We start from the raw sequence: 20,862 nt of genomic DNA, 5'->3' as shown, positions 1-20,862 counted from the left end.
CGGGCCGGGAAAGCCCGGCCCATGTTTTTTCCGACCCGCGGCGCGGTCAGAGAATGCGGCATGCCACCCGGTTTCGCCCCTGCCGCTTGGCGTCGTACAGGGCATGGTCGGCCTCGTCGATCAGTGTCGTCTCCCCTGCCGCCTGGGGATCACTCCGCCGGCAACCCAGCCCGATGCTGACGGTGACGACCAGCCTTTCCCGTTCCGCCGGGGACGCGGCCGGAATGCCCCGGGCCATGATGGCGTTTCGCAGCCGCTCGGCTGCCTGGCGCGCCTCGTTCGCGTCGGTGTCCGGCAGGATGACGGCGAACTCCTCGCCGCCATAGCGTGCGACGATATCACTGCTGCGGGCACTGTCCTGCAGACAGGCTGCGACCTGACGAAGACAGTCGTCTCCGGCCGGGTGCCCATAGGTATCGTTGTACCGTTTGAAGAAATCGATATCGATCATCAGCAGCGACAGGGGCCGGCGCGTGTGTGCCATCAGCTGCTGTTCGTGGGCCAGCGCCGTGTCGAAATAGCGCCGTGAGTACAGGCCGGTCAGCCCGTCACGGATCGAGATCTGATAGGCGCTCTGGTACAGCGTCTTCAGTTGCCTCTGCATGCGCAGCACTTCAAACAGCAGCGCACCGAGCAGGGTGGCGGAAGCGGTCAGTTCAAACAGGCGCGACAGATACCAGCCGGCCGTGAAGCGCAATGCACTGGAGAAATTGACCGTCAGGTACAGCAGGTAGGCCAGGCAGCTGAAAGCCAGCCAGCAATCGAAGCTGCGTCGCAGCCGGGTGACCAGCAGCACGCTGAGCAGGGCGCATGCCCAGCAGGCCAGAATGAACTGGCCGGGCCAGCCCCGGGCCAGCGATGCATAGCTGCCCTGCCCGTCCTGCAGCAGGGGCAGATTTGACGCCAGGCCGTTGACGAGCGCACAGGCACAACCGACAAGCAGGACCGGCACGAAGGCGACAAGGGCGACCCGGCAGTGGATCTCGCCCCTGGCTGCCGTCCGCGCCGGCCATTTCCGCCACAGCAGCATGGCCAGCAGGATCAGCAGAGCGTGGCCGGCGAGCTTGGCCACCCACAGCCAGCCCAGTGCCGGGGCCAGCCGGGCGAAGTGGTCATCGCTGGTGAGTACGCCGGGCAGACTGACCAGCAGAACCAGCGTCAGCAGGGACGAGTAGGCGAAGGCAATGGATATCAGGGCATCCGGGTCATTGCGTTCCATATGAAACTGCAGCAGCACCAGATAGGCAATGATGGCGTTCAGCGTGGCCTGCGCGCTGGAAAAAACCGGCACCAGCAGCGGGACGCGCGGCGCCGGCTGGCTGGCGTGGGGCAGAACCAGAACGGCCGCCAGGATCAGCATTGCCGCGCAGAGTGAGGCAAAGAGCCGGTGAGGTCGGATATTTCCAACGGAATGAAGTTCAATCATCTGGGGCCGCGGCGTCTTGATGCAATAGCGAATGACGCCATTGTCCTGCCTCCCATGCCGGCAGCCGGGGGGAGACATCAGATGTCTCCGGCGCGTACCGCTACCCGTCAGTCCTTTCTGCCGCGCAGACGACCCGGTTGCGCCCCTGCCGCTTGGCTTCGTACAGCGCGTCGTCCGCCTCGCCGATCAGGGTTTGCATGGTCTTTCTGGGTTCTGCCCCGGGCGGCTGGTGGCTCAGGCCGATGCTGACGGTGACGACCGGCTCGTTCGCGTCGGCCGGCCGGACTGACGGAATGCCCAGCGCCATGATCTGGCTGCGCAGTCGCTCGGCGGTCTGGCATGCAAGCTCCCTGCCGGTGTCCGGCAGGATGACGACGAACTCTTCGCCGCCATAGCGCGCGACGATGTCACTGCCCCGGAAACCGTCGAGCAGGCTGGCGGCAACCCGACGGATGCAGTCGTCGCCGGCCAGATGACCGTGGGTGTCATTGTACTGCTTGAAATAATCGATATCGACCATCAGCAGTGACAGCGGGCGGCGGGAGCGTTCGGCGGCGGCCAGCTCGCGTGCCAGCGCGGTGTCGAAGTAACGGCGCGAGTACAAGCCGGTCAGCCCGTCGCGAATCGATGCCTGATAGGCATTGCTGTACAGTTTTTTCAGCCGTTGCTGCATGCGCAGCACTTCGAACAGCAGGGCGCCGAGCAGCGTGGCGGCAGCGGCCAGTTCAAAGAAGCGCGAGGTGTACCAGCCAATGGTAAAGCGGGAGGCACTAGTGAAATTGACTATCAGGTAAAGGATGTAGGAATAGGCGCTGAATGCCAGCCAGCAGTCGAAACCGCGCTGCAGGCGGGTGACCAGCAGGATGCCCAGCAGTGCCAGGGTCCAGCAGGCGAGCATGAAATAGCCGGCCCTGCCGTGTGCCAGGCCGGAATAGCTGCCGCTGGCGTCCATCAGGCCGGGCAGCAGATCCCGGTTGTAGCCGAGGAAGGCATAGACCATGACGGCCAGCACCACCGGCATGATGGCGAAAACGGCGGTCTGATAGCCGACGCTGCGTTCACTGGCCAGCAGAGCCGGCCGGCCTTTCAGCACCAGCATCGCCAGCAGGATCAGCAATGCGTGACCGCTGAGTCTGGCCACCCACAGCCAGATTGCGATCGGCGCGAAGCGCTCGAAATTGCCGCCTTCGGTGAATACGCCGGGCAGGCTGACGATCTGTATCGCCGACAGCAGGGCCGAAAATGCGAACCCGATCGAGATCAGGGCGGTCGGATACTTGCGATCTGCATAGAACTGCAGCACTACCAGGTAGGCAATGACGGCATTCAGCGTGGCCTGCACACTGGAAAAGACCGGCACCAGCAGGGCCACCCGCTCGGCGGGCAGGTCGGCATAGGGCAGGAGGGCGAGGGCGACAACGGTCATGACAGCGGCGGTCAGACCGGCGAGGAAACGACTGAGGCGGGTGTATCTGGCAGAGAAGGTGGTGGTCATCAATGAGCTGCAAGAGGTCTTTGCTGCGGACATATTGTCTTGTTGTCCGACGGGTTTGCCGGGACAGGCGAAGGCCTCTTCCGGCGGGATGCCGGGGAGTGGAGGGCCTGCTGCGTTTCTGCGAGTTTCCTCTGTATTCGTCTTGCGCTGCCAATACTGTAGCAGCTTGCCGGCAGCCCGTTCCGGACCCTGTCAAAAACAAAGGTAAGGTGTAATGACCTATTTTTATGGGCTTATTCCCATGGAATGCGTTATAACCCTGTGATTTGGGCGCTGGGGAAATACGATGCAAGTGAACCGGGGGCTGACGCTGAAAAAGCGCCTGTATGCGATGCTCGTCTGCATGTTGCTGGGTCTGGCCGCCTATGGCGCCTATTCGGTTTATCAGCTGCGACAACACATTCTGGAAGAGAAAAAACGCACATTGCATGCCCTGGTCGACTCGTCGTTCGGTGTGATCCAGCAGCAATACGACCTGTTCAAGGCCGGCAAACTGACCGAAGCGCAGGCACAGCAGCTGGCCAAGGATAATCTGCGCAAGAGCCGTTACAACGGCGGCAGTGATTATTTCTTCATCTACGATTTCAACGGCGTCAACGTGATGCACGCGTCCAAGCCCGAACGCGAGGGCAAGAATTTCATGGACTCGGCCGACCCGACCGGCAAGCAGTACATCAAGGAATGGATCCGGCTGCTGCAGCGCGACAAGGAAGCCTATATCGGCTACCTGTTCCCGAAGAAGGGCTCGCAGACCCCGGTCGAGAAAGTCTCCTACGCCAGGGCCTTTGAACCGTGGGGCTGGTGGCTGGGAACCGGCGTGTATATCGAGGACGTGGACAGCAGCTTCCGCCAGGCCGCACTGGAGTCGCTGGGCTTCCTGCTGGTGATCGGCCTGCTGCTGGGCATTATCGGCTGGAGCGTGAACCGCAGTGTCCAGCGGCAGATTGGCGGCGAGCCGGCGGCGGCGGCCGACCTGGTGGAAGACTTCGCCAGTGGCAACCTGACCCGCAGCATCGTGTCCAGCAGCGATCTGCCCGGCAACCTGCTGAAGACCCTCGGCAGCATGCAGACCAAGCTTGGCGAGATCGTGCGCAATATCCGCAGCTGCACCGAGCAGCTTGCCCAGCAGTCGGGCGAGCTGTCGGCATCATCCAGCGGCATCAGCCAGGCCGCACGCAGTCAGGCAGAGTCCAGTGCGGCGACCGCGGCGTCGATCGAGGAACTGACGGTCAGCATCAACGAGGTGACCGCCATCGCCCACGCCACCGAGGACAATTCGCGCAAGACCGTCGAGCTGGCCGGGAAGGGCGACAGCGTGGTGCGCCAGGTGACCCAGCAGATCGAGAACATCGCGGCATCGGTGACCGACTCCACCGAGCGCATCAACTCGCTGGTGGGACGCTCGCAGGAAGTCGGCCAGATCACGCTGGTGATCAAGGAGATCGCCGACCAGACCAACCTGCTGGCACTGAACGCGGCGATCGAAGCTGCCCGGGCCGGCGAGCAGGGCCGCGGCTTTGCCGTGGTCGCCGACGAAGTGCGGCGGCTGGCCGAACGCACCACGACTGCAACGGCGGAGATCTCCGCCATGATCGACGCGATCCAGGCCGATACGCTGTCGGCGGTACAGTCGATGGAAAGCACCATGCCGCGCGTGCGGCAGGGGCAGGAACTGGTACGCCAGGCCACCGACGTGCTGGAGGACATCCAGGTCCAGGCCGAGGATTCGCTGGTCAAGGCGCGCGACGTGGCCAGCGCCAACCAGGCACAGGCGACCACTGCCAGCGGCATTGCCGAACGCATGGCCGGCATGGCGTCGCTGACCGAGCAGACCAATGCGGCCGCACGCGGCAATGCCGAAGCCGCCGAGCAGCTGCAGGCGCTGTCCGGCACCCTGCGTGAAGCGGTGAATTACTTCAAGGTGTGAGCCGGGGGGGCGCTTGCCGGTGTTTCTCCGGCCCCGCCCGCCTGCCCCGCTCAATCGCGGTAACGCAGGGCATCGACCAGCACCGAGAACGCCGGTGAGGGCTGGCGGCGGCTCGGGTAATACAGATGGTAGCCCGGAAAGGTGGGGCACCAGTCATCGAGCACGCGCTGCAGCCGGCCAGCGGCGCAGTGCCCGAGCACCATGTCCTCCGGCAGATAGGCGAGGCCGAAACCGGCCAGCGCCGCGTTGAGAATGGGCGGGCTGCTGTTGAAAACCAGCTGGCCGTCGACCCGGACTTTCAGTTCGCGCCCGTCCTTTTCGAACTCCCAGGCATAGAGACCGCCATAGGTCGGCAGCCGCAGGCCGATGCAGGCATGCGTCGCCAGCGCCTGCGGGCTGACCGGCTGCGGATGGGTCGAGAAGTAGGCCGGGGTGCCGACCACGGTCATGCGCACATCCGGGCTGATGCGTACCGCAATCATGTCCCTGGCCACCTGTTCGCCGAGGCGGATGCCGGCGTCGAAGCGTTCGGCCGCGATATCGGTCAGGCCGTAGTCGATGTTCACCTCCACCCTGATGTCCGGGTAGTCCGGCAGAAACGCGGCCAGCCTCGGCCAGAGCACGGTGCTGGCCGCATGTTCGGCCGCGGTGATGCGCAGGGTGCCGGCCGGCTTCTCGCGCAACTCGCTCAGTGCCGCCAGTTCGGCCCCGATTTCGTCGAAATGCGGCCCGACGGTGGACAGCAGCCGCTGACCGGCTTCGGTCGGGGATACGCTGCGCGTGGTGCGGGTCAGCAGGCGCAGGCCGAGGCTTTCTTCCAGCCCGCGCACGGTATGGCTCAGAGCTGATTGCGATACGCCGAGCTTCGCCGCCGCCCGGGTAAAGCTGCGCTCGCGCGCCACCGCCAGGAAGGCCTGGAGGTCGTTGATGTCGTTGCGCACTATTGATGATTCCTTTTCATGGGCGCTTGCAGATTATGCCGTCTAATCAGGTAATGCCAGGGCTGATACATTCCCGGCATCGACCGTCGCGATGGGTGACGGCCATCCCGGCAGAGGAGTCATGGCAAATGGACATTCAACGAAACGGATCGCAGGCTGCGAGCAGGGGGCCGGCAGGCTGTTTCACCGGCAGTGTGCGCATTGATTTGCTGTTCGAGCCGACCGGTCCGGCGCGGACGGTAAGTGCCAGCGTGAGCTTCGGGCCCGGCGCCCGCACTGCATGGCATACCCACCCGCTGGGCCAGACGCTGATCGTGACCGCCGGCTGTGGCCGGGCACAGCGCGACGGCGGTCCGGTCGAAGAGATCCGGTCGGGAGATGTGGTCTGGATTCCGGCCGGTGAAAAGCACTGGCATGGCGCGGCGCCGACCACGGCCATGACCCATATCGCAATTCAGGAGCAGCTCGACGGCAAGACCGCCGACTGGCTGGAACCGGTCAGCGAGGCGCAGTACCCGGCCTGACCGCTTCCGGCTGCTTCTCGTCAGCAGGACGCAAGACAATAAAAAGCCCCGCCGGGTTCAGGAACCTGGCGGGGCTTCCGTGACCAGCCCTTACTCCGGCCGCATGTGCGGGAACAGGATCACGTCGCGGATCGACGGGGCGTCGGTCAGCAGCATGACCAGGCGGTCGATGCCGATGCCGCAGCCACCGGTCGGCGGCAGGCCGTATTCCATGGCGCGGATGTAGTCGGCGTCGTAGTGCATGGCTTCGTCGTCGCCGGCGTCCTTCTGTGCAACCTGCGACATGAAGCGGGCGGCCTGATCTTCCGGATCGTTCAGCTCCGAGTAGCCGTTCGCGTGTTCGCGGCCGACGATAAACAGCTCGAAGCGTTCGGTGATGGCCGGATCGGCATCGGAGCCGCGTGCCAGCGGCGACACTTCAACCGGGTAGTCGATGATGAAGGTCGGGTTCCACAGCTTGCCTTCAGCGCATTCCTCGAACAGCGCCAGTTGCAGGCTGCCGAGCCCCGGTGCCGGCGGCAGCTTGCCGCCGAGGCGCTTGATCTCGCCGGCGACCCAGGTCGCGTCGCCAAGCTGGGCATCGGTGTATTCCGGGTTGTAGTGCTTGATCGCGCCGACGATGGTGAAGCGGTCGAACGGCTTGCCGAGGTCGACTTCCTTGCCATTGTAGGTGACCAGCGTGCTGCCGCAGGCGACTTCGGCGCAGGCACGGATGATCTTCTCGGTCATCTCCATCATGCGTTCGTAGCCGCAGTAGGCTTCGTAAAACTCGATCATGGTGAACTCGGGGTTGTGGCGCGTGCTCATCCCCTCGTTGCGGAAGTTGCGGTTGATCTCGAACACGCGTTCCAGCCCGCCGACCACCAGCCGCTTCAGATACAGCTCCGGCGCGATGCGCAGGTACAGCGGCATGTCGAGTGCATTGTGGTGGGTGACGAACGGCTTGGCGGCAGCGCCACCCGGAATCGGGTGCATCATCGGCGTTTCGACTTCGAGATAGCCTTCGGCCACCATGGTGTCGCGCACGCTCTGCACGATCTTCGAGCGCTTGATGAAGGTGTCGCGCGAAGCATCGCTCATGATCAGGTCGGCGTAGCGCTGACGGTACTTCTGTTCCTGGTCGGCCAGGCCGTGGAACTTGTCCGGCAGCGGGCGGATCGACTTCGACAGCAGGCGCAGCTCGGTCACTTCGATCGACAGCTCGCCGGTGCGGGTCTTCATCAGGATGCCGCGTGCGCCGAGGATATCGCCAAGGTCCCAGGTCTTGAATGCGGCGTACACCTCATCGCCGATATTGTCGCGGCTGATGTAGAACTGGATGCGGGCCGAACCGTCGCGGACGGTGGCGAAGCTGGCCTTGCCCATCACGCGCTTCAGCATCATCCGGCCGGCGACGACGACTTCGACCTTCTCGGCTTCGAGCGCTTCCTTGTCGGTCTCGCCGTAGCGGGCGTGCAGGTCGGCGGCCATGTGGCTGCGACGGAAGTCGTTCGGGAAGGCGATGCCGTGCTTGCGGATTTCCGCCAGCTTCTGGCGTCGTTCGGCCATGATCTGGTTTTCGTCCTGGGCGACTTGCCCGCTGCTGATGTCTTGTTCGGACATGATGGGTGTGACTCCTGTAGGAAAGCGGTGAATGTCTGACTTGTCTGGAAAAAAACAGGGCCGCAGTGACATTCAGTCAGCGCGGCCCGGTGTTGGCTATGTGGTTCGGGCGCGCTTACACGCCCTGTTTAAGACTGGCTTCGATAAAGCCGTCGAGGTCGCCATCCATGACGCCCTTGACGTTGCCGACTTCCACCAGCGTGCGCAGGTCCTTGACCCGTGACTGGTCGAACACGTACGAGCGGATCTGGTGGCCCCAGCCCACGTCGGTCTTCGAATCTTCAAGCGCCTGCTTTTCCTCGTTGCGCTTGCGCAGCTCGAATTCGTACAGGCGCGCCTTCAGCATCGACATCGCCTCGGCACGGTTCTTGTGCTGCGAGCGGTCGTTCTGGCACTGGACGACGATATTGGTCGGCAAGTGGGTGATGCGGACGGCGGAGTCGGTCTTGTTGATGTGCTGGCCGCCGGCGCCGGATGCGCGATAGGTATCGATGCGCAGGTCGGCCGGGTTGATGTCGACTTCGATCGAGTCATCGACTTCCGGGTAGACGAACACGCTGGCAAACGAGGTCTGGCGGCGGTTGTTCGAGTCGAACGGGCTGTTGCGGACCAGGCGGTGGACGCCGCTTTCGGTACGCAGGAAGCCATATGCGTATTCGCCCTCGACCTTCAGCGTGGCGCTCTTCAGGCCGGCGACTTCGCCTTCGGACTCTTCGATCACCTCGACCTTGAAGTCCTTGCGTTCGCAGTAGCGCAGGTACATGCGCTCCAGCATCGATGCCCAGTCCTGTGCCTCGGTGCCGCCGGCGCCCGACTGGATGTCGATAAAGCAGTTGTTCGGGTCCATCTGGTTCGAGAACATGCGGCGGAATTCCAGCAGCTCGATCTTCTTCTCGGCGTCGTCCAGGTCATCGCGGACGGCGAGGATGGTGTTGTCGTCGCCTTCGGCGCGGCCCATCTCGAACAGCTCGCGGCTGTCGGACAGTGTCGACAGGATGCCGTCGACCACCAGCACCACGTCTTCGAGTGCCTTTTTCTCGCGGCCGAGATCCTGCGCGCGCTTGGGATCGTCCCAGATGGTCGGATCCTCCACCAGCCGGCTGACTTCTTCCAGGCGATCCTTCTTGCCGTCGTAGTCGAGGTACTGGCGGATATCGGCGGTGCGGCTCGCGAGGTCGGCGAGCTGGTTGTCGATCAGGTTGAGAACTTCGGCTTCGATCATGGTGCAGTCAGTAGTGGACAGGGTACGACAGGGAATAACTTACCAGTATATCGGAGTCGCGGCTGCGAATGAACAGCGCGCTTGTCGGCAAGCGTCGGAGAAAAACAAAAAAGCGCATCTTTACGATGCGCTTTTCGGGGCTTGCGGTGGAATTACAGCAGGTGGGCGATGCCCGCGCGCTCTTCTTCCAGCTCGGCCAGGGTGAAGTTCAGGCGTTCGCGGCTGAACTCGTCGATTTCCAGACCTTGCACGCGGGTGTATTCACCGTTGGCGCAGGTGACCGGGACGCCGTAGATCACGCCTTCCGGAATGCCGTAGCTGCCGTCCGACGGGATACCCATGGTGACCCACTTGCCGTTGGTGCCCAGCACCCAGTCGCGGATGTGGTCGATGGCGGCGTTGGCGGCCGATGCGGCCGACGACAGACCACGTGCTTCGATGATGGCACCGCCGCGCTTGCCGACGGTCGGCAGGAACACGTCGCGGTTCCAGGCTTCATCGTTGATCAGCGCCTTGACCGACTGGCCGTCGATGGTGGCGAAGCGGTAGTCGGCGTACATCGTCGGGCTGTGGTTGCCCCAGACGGTCAGCTTCTCGATCGAGGCGACGTCCTTGCCGGTCTTGGCAGCGATCTGCGACAGCGCGCGGTTGTGGTCCAGACGCAGCATGGCGGTGAAGTTCCTGGCCGGCAGGTCCGGGGCCGACTTCATGGCAATGTAGGCGTTGGTGTTGGCCGGGTTGCCGACCACCAGCACGCGCACGTCGCGCGCGGCGACTTCATTCAGCGCCTTGCCCTGCACGGTGAAGATTTCGGCGTTGGCGGTCAGCAGGTCCTTGCGTTCCATGCCCTTGCTGCGCGGACGGGCGCCAACCAGCAGGGCGACCTGTGCGTCCTTGAACGCCACTTTCGGGTCGTCGGTGGCAACCATGCCGGCGAGCAGCGGGAATGCGCAGTCTTCCAGTTCCATCATCACGCCCTTGACGGCGTTCTGGGCTTGCGGGAGGTCGAGCAGTTGCAGGATGACCGGCTGGTCCTTGCCGAGCATTTCGCCCGAGGCGATGCGGAACAACAGGCTGTAACCAATCTGGCCGGCAGCGCCGGTAACGGCGACACGAACGGGGGCTTTCATCTGGGCATTCTCCTTTGCGTTGGATGGTTGCGGTCGTGGCCCGTCGCGACCCGGTGCGGCCTCATGGTCGGGCCGGGCATGCAATACAGCGAATGTTGTACCGGGCGAGGTTCGACGCGCTCTGATGCGCCGCGGAGTTTAGCACGCGACTCGGGCGCTTTAGAACCGCCAATCCCGTGTATAAGCAATCGGTTATCATGTGGTTTTGTGTCTTATATAAGACTTGGGTAGACGGTGGACTGACCCCAAGGTATAACGTCTCCAATGCCTGCCGACCAGCCCAGATTCCAGCCGCTCTACGAGCAGATCCGCCAGCGGATCGTCGAGCGGATCGCGTCCGGCGAATGGCAGGCCGATGCGATGCTGCCGTCCGAGTGGGAACTGGCCGCCGAGTTCGCCGTCAGCCAGGGCACCGCCCGCAAGGCGCTGAACGATCTGACCCGCGACGGCTGGCTGTACCGCCGCCAGGGCCGCGGCACCTTCGTTGCACCCGGCGAGTCCGAGTGGGGTGAGGGCAAGCTGGTCAGTCCCGGGCATTTTGCCGAGCTGGCCGATCCGATGCAGCCGGAACTGCTGTCGGTCGCGCGCGTCCCCTCCGGGGAAGACGTCGCGCGGGCGCTGCAGCTGCGGCGCGGCGCGATGCTGCATCATGTACGCCAGGTGTGGCGCCAGCGTGGTGTCACGCTGGCGGTAGACGAGATTCTGTTGCCGGTCGAGCGTTTTGCCGACCTGGATTCCAGGCGCTTGCGCCTGGCCGGTGGTGGCCTGTATGCGTTACTGGAACGCCAGTACGCCGTCAGGATCCGCCCGCTGCATGTGCAGTACCGCGGCGTGCTGGCCGACCGGGAAGTCCGGACGCTGCTGGCCGCCGAACCCGACGAACCGCTGCTGTCGATGGTGCGGCTCGGCGGGACGGTGGAAGGCGAGCCGGTCGAGTGGCGACAGCGTCTGTTGCGCTCTGCCCGGTGGTCGTGGCAGACGCGTATATGATAGTTTTTGCGCTGCGGCATTCGGGCGTCGTATGACGTTGTCGCTTTTGATAAACTTGTCGATTGCCGAACTGGTGGCACGTCCGCCAGCCTGGCATCAGTCGCCCGCGCCGACGTCCTCACGAGGGGCGGGCAACGGTGCAGCCTGTCGGCGGACGGCCGTCCGTCAAATATGTAAGTGTTAGGTGTCTTGTTTCACAAGGAAGCTTTCATGCAGAAGAAACGACCCAAGCACCTTGACCTGTCGAAGATCACACTGCCCATCGGGGCGAAAGTGTCGATCCTGCACCGGGTCAGTGGTGTTGCCCTGTTCCTCGCCCTCCCGCTTCTGGTGTTCCTCCTTCAGGGTTCCCTGAGTGCCGAAGCATCCTTCGATACGTATCGCGCGATCATTGCCTTTCCGCTGATGAAGCTGATCCTGATCGGCCTGCTGTGGGCATTCCTGCACCACTTCTGTGCCGGCATCCGCTTCCTCCTGTATGACATCCACAAAGGCCAGCAGCTTGCGACCGCGCGTGCGTCCGCCAAGGCCGTGTTCGTCGTCAGCATTGCGCTGACCATCATCCTCGGGGGGATTCTGTGGTGAGCAACACTCGTCTGGTAGTAGGCGCCGGTTACGGCGTGAAGGATTGGCTGGTCCAGCGTCTGACCGCTGCGGTCATGCTGGTCTATGTGGTGCTGTTCGTGCTGGTGCTGCTGGCCGCGCCGTCGTCATATGACGGCTGGAAGGCGCTGTTCTCGCACACCTGGGTGCGCATTCCGACCCAGATCACGTTCATCGCGCTGTTCTGGCACGCCTGGGTCGGCGTCCGTGACCTGTGGATGGACTATGTGAAGCCGGCCGGCACCCGTCTGGCATTGCACGTGCTGACTGCCGTCTGGCTGATCGGCTGTCTGGTGTATTCGTTCGTTGTCGTGTGGGGAATCCAATAATGTCCGTACCTGTCCGTCGTTTTGATGCCGTTATCGTCGGCGCCGGTGGTGCGGGTCTGCGGGCCGCACTGCAACTGTCCGAGGCCGGGCTGAAGACTGCCGTGCTGTCCAAGGTGTTCCCGACCCGTTCCCATACCGTTGCCGCACAGGGTGGCATCTCCGCCTCGCTGGGCAATGTGCAGGAAGACCGCTGGGACTGGCACATGTACGACACCGTCAAGGGGTCTGACTGGCTGGGCGACCAGGACGCGATCGAATTCATGTGCCGCAAGGCGCCGGAAGCCGTGATCGAGCTCGAACACTTCGGCATGCCGTTCGACCGCCTCGAAGACGGCAAGATCTACCAGCGTCCGTTCGGCGGCCACATGGCCGATTTCGGCAAGACGCCGGTGCAGCGTGCCTGTGCCGTCGCCGACCGTACCGGCCACGCCATGCTGCACACGCTGTACCAGCGCAATGTGCGCGCCAACACCCAGTTCTTCGTCGAGTGGATGGCCCTTGACCTGATCCGCGACGCCGATGGCGACGTGGTCGGCGTCACCGCGCTGGAACTGGAAACCGGCGACATCTTCATCATTCACGCCAAGGCCGTGCTGTTCGCCACCGGCGGTGGCGGTCGCATCTACGCCGCGTCGACCAATGCGTTCATCAATACCGGTGACGGGCTGGGCATGACGGCACGTGCCGGCATCCCGCTGGAAGACATGGAATTCTGGCAGTTCCACCCGACCGGCGTGGCCGGCGCGGGCGTGCTGATCACCGAAGGCGTGCGCGGCGAAGGCGGCATCCTGCTGAACAGCAATGGCGAGCGTTTCATGGAACGTTACGCACCGAACGCCAAGGATCTGGCGAGCCGCGACGTGGTGTCGCGCGCGATGGCCGTGGAAATCTTCGAAGGCCGCGGCTGCGGCAAGAACAAGGACCACGTGCTGCTGAAGCTCGATCACCTCGGCCCCGAGATCATCAATCACCGCCTGCCGGGCATTCGCGAAATCGCGATCAAGTTCGCCGGCGTCGACCCGATCAAGGAACCGATTCCGGTCGTGCCGACCACCCACTACATGATGGGCGGCATTCCGACCAACTATAAGGGCGAAGTCATTTCGCCGCGTGAAGGCGACGACGAGGCCCGCGTCCACGGTTTCTACGCCGCTGGCGAATGCGCCTGCGCGTCGGTCCACGGGGCGAACCGCCTTGGCACCAACTCGCTGCTCGACCTGGTCGTGTTCGGCAAGTCGGCTGGCGAAAGCATGATCGAGTTCATCAAGAACGAACGTCCGGCGCACAAGCCGCTGCCGGAAAACGCGGCCGACTTCTCGCTGGCCCGCGTCAACCGTCTGGAAACGCAGACCGATGGCGAAGACGTCGATGCCGTGCGCCGCGCACTGCAGCAGACCGTCCAGCGTCACGCCGGGGTGTTCCGCACCCAGGACGTGCTGGCAGAGGGCGTGGCCCAGGTTCGCGAAGTCGCCGAACGCGTGAAGCGGATCAAGATCAAGGACACGTCCAAGACCTGGAACACCGCGCGCATGGAAGCGCTGGAGCTGGAAAACCTGATCGAAGTGGCGATGGCCACCATGATCTCGGCCGAAGCCCGCAAGGAATCGCGCGGCGCCCATGCCCGCGACGATTATCCGGAACGCGACGACGCCGAGTGGATGAAGCACACGCTCTACCACCGCGAAGGCCAGAAGCTGACCTACAAGGCCGTGCACACCAAGCCGCTGACGGTCGACTACATCCAGCCGCAAAAGCGCGTCTACTAAGGGAACCGATCAAATGGAAACGATGCGTTTTTCGCTCTATCGCTACAACCCGGAGAAGGACGACAAGCCGTACATGCAGGATTACGTGCTTGAAGTCGATTCCCACGACGTGAAGCTGCTGGATGCGCTGGTCAAGCTGAAGGCCCAGGATGACTCGCTGTCGTTCCGCCGTTCGTGCCGCGAAGGCATCTGCGGCTCGGACGCGATGAACATCAACGGCCGCAACGGTCTGGCCTGCATCACCGACCTGCGCAGCCTGAAGCAGCCGATCACGCTGCGTCCGCTGCCGGGTCTGCCGGTCATTCGCGACCTGATCGTCGACATGACCCAGTTCTTCAAGCAGTACCACTCGATCAAGCCTTACCTGGTCAACGACACGCCGGCGCCGGAACGCGAACGCCTGCAGTCGCCGGAAGACCGCGAGAAGCTCGATGGCCTGTACGAGTGCATCCTGTGCGCCTGTTGCTCGACCTCGTGCCCGTCGTTCTGGTGGAACCCGGACAAGTACGTCGGCCCGGCCGGCCTGCTGGCTGCCTACCGCTTCATCATCGACAGCCGCGATGAAGCCACCAACGCGCGTCTGGACAACCTGAACGACCCGTACCGGCTGTTCCGTTGCCACACCATCATGAACTGCACCGAGGTGTGCCCGAAGGGTCTGAACCCCGCCAAGGCCATTGACAGCATCAAGGGCATGATGGCGATCCGGGCGATCTGACCGATGTCACGCTATGACCGCGAAGCGCGTTCGAAGATCCGCTGGCATTCCCGCCGCGGGCTCCTCGAGCTGGACCTGATTCTCACCCGGTTTCTCGAGCGGGAATTCGACCAGCTCAGCGACGAGCAGATCGACGCCTACGTGCGCGTGCTGGAGCATGGCGAGAACGATTTCCTCGATCTCGTCAACGGCAAGTTCGATCTTGAAGATCCTGACTGCCAGGCCATCGTCGAGCGCTTGCGCCACGGGTGACCGGCCTTGCCGGCCGTCGCAAAGGGATGGCCGGCAAGCGCACAACAAAATACTGAGAGGGAGTAAAGCTGTGGAAACTAATCGCAAAGTCACGCTGAACTACAACGACGGTCAGAGCATCGACCTGCCGGTTCTGGAAGGCAGCCTGGGCCCGGACGTCGTCGACATCCGCACCTTCGGCAAGACCGGCATGTTCACCTTCGACCCGGGCTTCCTGGCCACCGCCAGCTGCGAGTCCAAGATCACCTTCATCGATGGTGACGAAGGCAAGCTCTACTATCGCGGCTACCCGATCGAACAACTGGCGGAAAACTCCGACTACCTCGAAGTCTGCTACCTGCTGATGAACGGCGAGCTGCCGACCGCGGAACAGAAGAAGACCTTCGACGGCCTGATCCTGCGCCACGACATGCTGCACGACCAGATCTTCTCGATCTTCAAGGGTTTCCGCCGCGACGCGCACCCGATGGCAGTCATGGTTGGCGTGGTCGGCGCCCTGTCGGCCTTCTATCACGACTCGCTGGACATCAATAACCCGCGTCACCGCGAGATCGCGTCGCACCGCCTGATCGCCAAGATCCCGACCATCGCCGCCCAGGCCTACCGCTACAACAAGGGTCTGCCGTTCTCGTACCCGAAGGCCGGCCTGTCGTATGCGGAAAACTTCCTGCACATGATGTTCTCGACCCCGGTCGAGGAATACAAGGTCAACCCGGTGCTGGCCCGCGCGATGGACCGCATCTTCACGCTGCATGCCGACCACGAGCAGAACGCCTCGACCTCGACCGTCCGCCTGGCCGGTTCGTCGGGCGCCAATCCGTTCGCCTGCATCGCCGCCGGCATCGCCTGCCTGTGGGGCCCGTCGCACGGTGGCGCCAATGAAGCCGTGCTGAAGATGCTGGACGAAATCGGCGATGTCGAAAACGTCCCGGCGTTCATGGAAGGCGTGAAGAACAAGACCCACAAGCTGATGGGCTTCGGTCACCGCGTGTACAAGAACATGGACCCGCGCGCCGACATCATGCGCAGCACCTGCTACGAAGTGCTGAACGAACTCGGCCTGCACAACGACCCGCAGTTCAAGCTGGCCATGGCGCTGGAAAAGATCGCCCTGGAAGACCCGTACTTCGTCGAACGCAAGCTGTACCCGAACGTCGACTTCTACTCGGGCATCGTGCTGTCGGCCATCGGCATCCCGGTGTCGATGTTCACCCCGATCTTCGCCCTGGCCCGCACCGTCGGCTGGATCAGCCACTGGGCGGAAATGATTTCCGATCCGGGCATGAAGATCGGTCGTCCGCGTCAGCTGTACACCGGCGCGCCGCGTCGCGACTACGTGCCTGTCACCGAACGCAAGTAACGTTCCGTCAACCCTGACGTCAGGCGGCGGAGGCCCGTCCTCCGCCGCCCTGCCCGAAGCGCCGCCAGACAAGAGCGCTGTGACGTTGACGGGGCCCCATGCGTCAAGCTCACATTGCTTTTTTTGCTGCAAGCAGAACATTCATAAGGTCGCTACATCATGATGCAAGCTGCCATCGGTCAGTCCTACCTGTTCGGCGGTAACGCGCCGTTCGTCGAGGAACTGTACGAACAGTATCTGAACGATCCGTCCTCGGTCACCGCCGAGTGGCGCGATTATTTCGACAAGCTCCAGGCCGCGGACAGCGGTGCGCGCGACGTGCCGCACCTGCCGATCCAGGAGTCGTTCATCCAGCTCGCCCGCTCGCCGCGCGTCTTCGCCAGCAAGCCGGCCGAAGCCACCTGGGAAGCGATGCAGAAGCAGGTGTCGGTGCTGAAGCTGATCACCGCCTACCGCGTGCTTGGCGCGCGCTGGGCGACGCTGGATCCGCTCAAGCGCATGGACACCTCGCCGGTGCCCGAACTCGACCCGGCCTATCACGGCCTGACCGATGCCGACATGGCCGCCGTGTTCAACACAGGTTCCTTTGTCGGTCTGTCGCAGGGCTCGCTGTCCGAGATCCTCGGCACGCTGAAACAGACTTACTGCGGCAATATCGGCCTCGAGTACATGCACATCATGGACAGCGAGCAGAAGCGCTGGGTGCAGAACTACTTCGAGGGCAGCCGCTCGACGCCGCGCTATGACGCCGACGCCCGCCGCCGCATCCTCAAGCAGGTTACCGCAGCCGAAACGCTGGAACGCTACCTGCATACCAAGTACGTCGGCCAGAAGCGCTTCTCGCTCGAAGGCGGCGAAAGCATGATCGCCGCACTGGATCACCTGATCCAGAACGCGACCCGCTTCGGCGTCAAGGAACTGATCGTCGGCATGGCCCACCGCGGCCGTCTGAACGTGCTGGTCAATACCCTGGGCAAGCTGCCGCGCGACCTGTTCGCCGAATTCGAAGGCAAGCCGTCGGTCGAACTGCCGTCCGGCGACGTCAAGTACCACATGGGCTTCTCGGCCGACATCCCGACCCAGACCGGTCCGATGCACGTGTCGCTGGCGTTCAACCCGTCGCACCTGGAAATCGTCAACCCGGTGGTCGAAGGCTCGGTGCGCGCGCGCCAGCAACGCCGCAAGGACAACGACCGCAAGGAAGTCGTGCCGGTGCTGATCCACGGCGATGCCGCCTTCGGCGGTCTCGGCGTGAACCAGGGCACGTTCAACCTGTCCGGCACCCGTGGCTATGGCACGGGCGGTACCGTCCACCTGGTGGTCAACAACCAGGTCGGCTTCACCACGTCGGACACCCGCGACATGCGCTCGACGCTGTACGCGACCGACATCGCCAAGATGGTCGATGCGCCGATCCTGCACGTGAACGGCGACGATCCGGAAGCCGTCTGCTTCGTGATGCAGGCCGCGCTCGAATTCCGCATGACGTTCAAGCGCGATGTCGTCATCGACATGGTCTGCTTCCGCAAGCTGGGTCACAACGAAGGTGACGACCCGATGCTGACGCAGCCGATGATGTACAAGAAGATCGCCAAGCACCCGGGCGTGCGAGCACGCTACGTTGAGCGGCTGATTGCCGACGGCGTGGTCACCGCCGCCGATGCGGACCAACTGATCGCCAACTACCGCGCCGCGCTGGACAAGGGCGAGCACGTCGAACAGACCGTGCTGTCGAACTACACCCGCGACCACAAGCTCGACTGGACGCCGTTCATGGGCACCCACTGGGCGCATCCGACCGAAACGGCACTGCCGCTGTCGGACCTGCAGCGCCTCAGCGAGAAGCTGACCACGCTGCCGGAAGGCTTCAAGCCGCACCCGACCGTGGCCAAGCTGCTGACCGCCCGCAAGGCGATGGCGGCCGGCGAACAGCCGTTCGACTGGGGCATGGCCGAGACGCTGGCCTATGCCGGTCTGGTCGAACTCGGCTACGGCGTGCGCCTGTCGGGCGAAGACTCGGGCCGCGGCACGTTCAGCCACCGCCATGCAGTGCTGCACGACCAGAACCGCGAACGCTGGGATGCCGGCGCCTATGTGCCGCTGCGCAACCTGTCGGATAACCAGGCCGACTTCCTGGTCATCGACTCGATCCTGAACGAAGAAGCCGTGCTGGCCTACGAGTATGGCTATGCCTGCTCGTCGCCGAACGAGCTGATTATCTGGGAAGCCCAGTTCGGCGACTTCGCCAACGGCGCCCAGGTGGCCATCGACCAGTTCATCGTGTCGGGCGAAACCAAGTGGGGCCGTCTGTGCGGCCTGACCATGATCCTGCCGCACGGCTATGACGGCCAGGGCCCGGAACACAGCTCGGCCCGCGTCGAGCGCTACCTGCAGCTGTGCGCCGAGCACAACATCCAGGTGGTGATGCCGTCGACCGCCGCGCAGATGTTCCACCTGCTGCGTCGCCAGATGCTGCGTCCGTACCGCAAGCCGCTGGTGATCTGCCTGTCCAAGCGCCTGCTGCGCTACAAGGAATCGATGAGCCCGCTCACCGACTTCACCGACGGCGCATTCAAGCCGGTGATCGGCGAAGCCGAGCTGCAGGAGCCGAAGAAGGTCAAGCGCGTGCTGCTGTGCGCCGGCCAGGTGTACTACGACCTGCTGAACGCCCGCCGCGAGCGCGACATCAAGGACATCGCCATCGTCCGCGTCGAACAGCTGTATCCGTTCCCGACCGAGCAACTGGCGGCCGAACTGGCCCGTTTCCCGTCCGCCCGCGAAGTGATGTGGGTGCAGGAAGAGCCGAAGAACCAGGGTGCGTGGTACCAGATCCGCCACCGCCTGGAAGCGCAGATCGGTCCGAAACAGACGCTGTCGTTCGCCGGCCGTCCGTCGTCGGCCTCGCCGGCCGTCGGCTACATGAGCAAGCACATTGCCCAGCTCAAGGCCTTCATCGACGAAGCCATGACGCTCGGCAAGTAACAAGCCGTTCAACGAGGAGACGCCCATGCTGTGCGCGCAGCATGGGCAAACATGCAGGAACACGAGGTGGCGCGAGCCGCCGCGCACTGGAGCCCAAAACATGCTGATCGAAGTCAAAGTCCCGCAACTGCCGGAATCGGTGTCGGAAGCGACCCTGGTAACCTGGCACAAAAAGCCCGGCGAATACGTCAACCGTGACGAAAACCTGATCGACCTGGAAACCGACAAGGTCGTACTGGAACTGCCGGCGCCGCAAGCCGGGGTGATTGTCGAGATCGTCGAGCAGGATGGCGCGACCGTGACCAGCGGGCAACTGATCGCCCGGATCGACCCGACCGCCCAGGCCGGCGCAGCCGCGCCTGCCGCCTCGGCCGTGGCGGCTGCCGTGTCGCCGGTTGCTACCGCCGCGACGCCGGAAGCCGCCGCCGTGATCGCGTCGGCGCAAGCCGGCCACAACCAGGTCATGGCCATGCCGGCCGCCAGGAAACTGGCCGCCGAAACCGGCGTCGACCTGACCGCCGTCAAGGGCTCGGGCCGTGATGGCCGCGTGCTGAAGGAAGACGTGCAGAACGCGAAGGCCGCGCCGGCCGCCGCTGCCGCCCGCCCGGCTGCTCCGAGCCCGGTCAATGTCGCCGCCCTGCTTGGCGAGCGTCCGGAACAGCGCGTGGCGATGAGCCGCCTGCGCCAGCGCGTCGCCGAACGCCTGCTGGAATCGCAACAGACCAACGCCATCCTCACCACCTTCAACGAAGTGAACATGAAGCCGGTGATGGATCTGCGCGCGCAGTACAAGGACCGCTTCGAGAAGGCGCACGGCGTCAAGCTCGGCTTCATGGGCTTCTTCGTCAAGGCCGTGGTGCATGCGCTGAAGAAGTACCCGATCGTGAACGCATCGGTGGACGGTACCGACATCGTCTATCACGGCTACTTCGACATCGGCGTTGCTGTCGGCAGCCCGCGCGGTCTGGTCGTGCCGATCATCCGCAATGCCGACCAGCTGAGCCTGGCCGATATCGAACGCCAGATCGCCGACTTCGGCAAGCGTGCCCAGGAAGGCAAGCTGACGATGGAAGAACTGACCGGCGGCACCTACACCATCTCGAACGGCGGCACCTTCGGTTCGATGATGTCGACCCCGATCATCAACCCGCCGCAAGCCGCCATCCTCGGCATGCACGCGACGCGTGAACGCGCGATGGTCGAGAACGGCCAGGTCGTGGTCCGCCCGATGATGTATCTGGCCCAGTCCTATGACCACCGCATCATCGACGGCCGCGAAGCCGTCCTGAGTCTGGTTGCGGTCAAGGATGCGATCGAGGATCCGGCACGCCTGCTGCTGGATCTGTAAACTTCGGTGCTTTCGCGGGGCTTCGGCCCCGCTGTCACGGAAGGGCATTGCAATGAACAACCAGTTTTACGGTATCGCTTTCATCGCCGGCGGCATCGGCATCCTCGCACTGCGCTACGCGGCGTGGAAACGCGGCCGCAAGGAACGCGACCTGTTCACCTCGCTCGGCGCCATTGTCGTCGGGCTGATGGTGATCGGGTTCGGCGTGCTGATGCTGATGGTTCCTGCGCATGCCTGACCGCAGCTC

Annotated in this window: 18 protein-coding genes; 12 read left to right on the top strand and 6 right to left on the bottom strand. The window is 63.8% G+C overall.

What is annotated here, in order from left to right:
* Nucleotides 1-46: 46 nt before the first annotated feature.
* Both Q352_RS0119090 and Q352_RS0119085 read right to left on the bottom strand, forming a co-directional pair.
* Entirely contained in the window at nt 47-1,360 is a 1,314-nt protein-coding gene (locus Q352_RS0119090) for a sensor domain-containing diguanylate cyclase (protein WP_051529104.1), read from the bottom strand.
* Between the two features lie 166 nt (nt 1,361-1,526).
* The gene (locus tag Q352_RS0119085; protein WP_028500688.1) at nt 1,527-2,921 is read right to left on the bottom strand and encodes a sensor domain-containing diguanylate cyclase; all 1,395 of its coding nucleotides are present in this window, start codon (nt 2,919-2,921) and stop codon (nt 1,527-1,529) included.
* Between the two features lie 286 nt (nt 2,922-3,207).
* On the opposite strand from Q352_RS0119085, the gene Q352_RS0119080 reads away from it, so the two are divergent.
* Nucleotides 3,208-4,848: a methyl-accepting chemotaxis protein gene (locus tag Q352_RS0119080; RefSeq protein WP_028500687.1), complete on the top strand. Its 1,641-nt coding sequence runs from the start codon at nt 3,208-3,210 to the stop codon at nt 4,846-4,848.
* 50 nt (nt 4,849-4,898) lie between these two features.
* On the opposite strand, the gene Q352_RS0119075 is transcribed toward Q352_RS0119080, so the two are convergent.
* A complete protein-coding gene (locus Q352_RS0119075; protein WP_244879606.1) occupies nt 4,899-5,789 on the bottom strand; it encodes a LysR family transcriptional regulator in 891 nt (296 codons plus the stop codon).
* Nucleotides 5,790-5,917: 128 nt separating this feature from the next.
* Here Q352_RS0119075 and Q352_RS0119070 point away from each other — a divergent pair, with 128 nt between their 5' ends.
* Nucleotides 5,918-6,313 (top strand): (R)-mandelonitrile lyase, encoded by a 396-nt coding sequence (locus Q352_RS0119070; protein ID WP_028500685.1) that lies wholly within the window; start codon nt 5,918-5,920, stop codon nt 6,311-6,313.
* 90 nt (nt 6,314-6,403) lie between these two features.
* Here Q352_RS0119070 and lysS read toward each other — a convergent pair whose 3' ends face one another.
* The 3 genes from lysS to Q352_RS0119055 all read right to left on the bottom strand — a co-directional run bounded on the left by lysS (nt 6,404) and on the right by Q352_RS0119055 (nt 10,267).
* Nucleotides 6,404-7,915, bottom strand: coding sequence for a lysine--tRNA ligase (gene lysS / locus Q352_RS0119065; protein WP_028500684.1), 1,512 nt, complete (start codon nt 7,913-7,915; stop codon nt 6,404-6,406).
* Nucleotides 7,916-8,030: 115 nt separating this feature from the next.
* On the bottom strand, nt 8,031-9,134 hold the full coding sequence (gene prfB / locus Q352_RS0119060; RefSeq protein ID WP_028500683.1) for a peptide chain release factor 2: 1,104 nt from the start codon (nt 9,132-9,134) through the stop codon (nt 8,031-8,033).
* A 155-nt stretch (nt 9,135-9,289) separates the two neighbouring features.
* A complete protein-coding gene (locus Q352_RS0119055; protein ID WP_028500682.1) occupies nt 9,290-10,267 on the bottom strand; it encodes a malate dehydrogenase in 978 nt (325 codons plus the stop codon).
* Between the two features lie 264 nt (nt 10,268-10,531).
* On the opposite strand from Q352_RS0119055, the gene Q352_RS0119050 reads away from it, so the two are divergent.
* The 10 genes from Q352_RS0119050 (at nt 10,532) to Q352_RS0119005 (ending at nt 20,853) form a co-directional block, all read left to right on the top strand.
* Nucleotides 10,532-11,257, top strand: a complete 726-nt coding sequence (locus tag Q352_RS0119050) for a GntR family transcriptional regulator (RefSeq protein WP_028500681.1) — start codon at nt 10,532-10,534, stop codon at nt 11,255-11,257.
* A gap of 210 nt (nt 11,258-11,467) precedes the next feature.
* Nucleotides 11,468-11,842, top strand: coding sequence for a succinate dehydrogenase, cytochrome b556 subunit (gene sdhC / locus Q352_RS0119045; protein ID WP_028500680.1), 375 nt, complete (start codon nt 11,468-11,470; stop codon nt 11,840-11,842).
* Nucleotides 11,839-12,189, top strand: a complete 351-nt coding sequence (sdhD, locus tag Q352_RS0119040) for a succinate dehydrogenase, hydrophobic membrane anchor protein (RefSeq protein ID WP_028500679.1) — start codon at nt 11,839-11,841, stop codon at nt 12,187-12,189. Before sdhC ends, sdhD begins: the two co-directional genes overlap by 4 nt.
* On the top strand, nt 12,189-13,955 hold the full coding sequence (gene sdhA, locus Q352_RS0119035; RefSeq protein ID WP_028500678.1) for a succinate dehydrogenase flavoprotein subunit: 1,767 nt from the start codon (nt 12,189-12,191) through the stop codon (nt 13,953-13,955). The genes sdhD and sdhA overlap by 1 nt, the downstream gene beginning before the upstream one ends.
* 13 nt (nt 13,956-13,968) lie before the next feature.
* Nucleotides 13,969-14,673, top strand: coding sequence for a succinate dehydrogenase iron-sulfur subunit (locus tag Q352_RS0119030; RefSeq protein WP_028500677.1), 705 nt, complete (start codon nt 13,969-13,971; stop codon nt 14,671-14,673).
* Between the two features lie 3 nt (nt 14,674-14,676).
* Nucleotides 14,677-14,925: an FAD assembly factor SdhE gene (locus tag Q352_RS0119025; RefSeq protein WP_028500676.1), complete on the top strand. Its 249-nt coding sequence runs from the start codon at nt 14,677-14,679 to the stop codon at nt 14,923-14,925.
* Between the two features lie 70 nt (nt 14,926-14,995).
* The gene (gene gltA, locus Q352_RS0119020; protein WP_028500675.1) at nt 14,996-16,285 is read left to right on the top strand and encodes a citrate synthase; all 1,290 of its coding nucleotides are present in this window, start codon (nt 14,996-14,998) and stop codon (nt 16,283-16,285) included.
* Between the two features lie 159 nt (nt 16,286-16,444).
* Complete coding sequence (locus Q352_RS0119015) at nt 16,445-19,267, top strand: 2-oxoglutarate dehydrogenase E1 component (protein ID WP_028500674.1); 2,823 nt, start codon at nt 16,445-16,447, stop codon at nt 19,265-19,267.
* A gap of 100 nt (nt 19,268-19,367) precedes the next feature.
* Entirely contained in the window at nt 19,368-20,615 is a 1,248-nt protein-coding gene (odhB, locus tag Q352_RS0119010) for a 2-oxoglutarate dehydrogenase complex dihydrolipoyllysine-residue succinyltransferase (protein WP_028500673.1), read from the top strand.
* Between the two features lie 52 nt (nt 20,616-20,667).
* On the top strand, nt 20,668-20,853 hold the full coding sequence (locus Q352_RS0119005) for a hypothetical protein (protein WP_028500672.1): 186 nt from the start codon (nt 20,668-20,670) through the stop codon (nt 20,851-20,853).
* The last annotated feature ends 9 nt before the right edge of the window (nt 20,854-20,862 follow it).

The organism is Microvirgula aerodenitrificans DSM 15089, from assembly GCF_000620105.1.
Classification (GTDB): domain Bacteria; phylum Pseudomonadota; class Gammaproteobacteria; order Burkholderiales; family Aquaspirillaceae; genus Microvirgula; species Microvirgula aerodenitrificans.
Note: the sequence above shows the minus strand (reverse complement) of the source record. Positions and strands in the feature narration are given on the sequence as shown.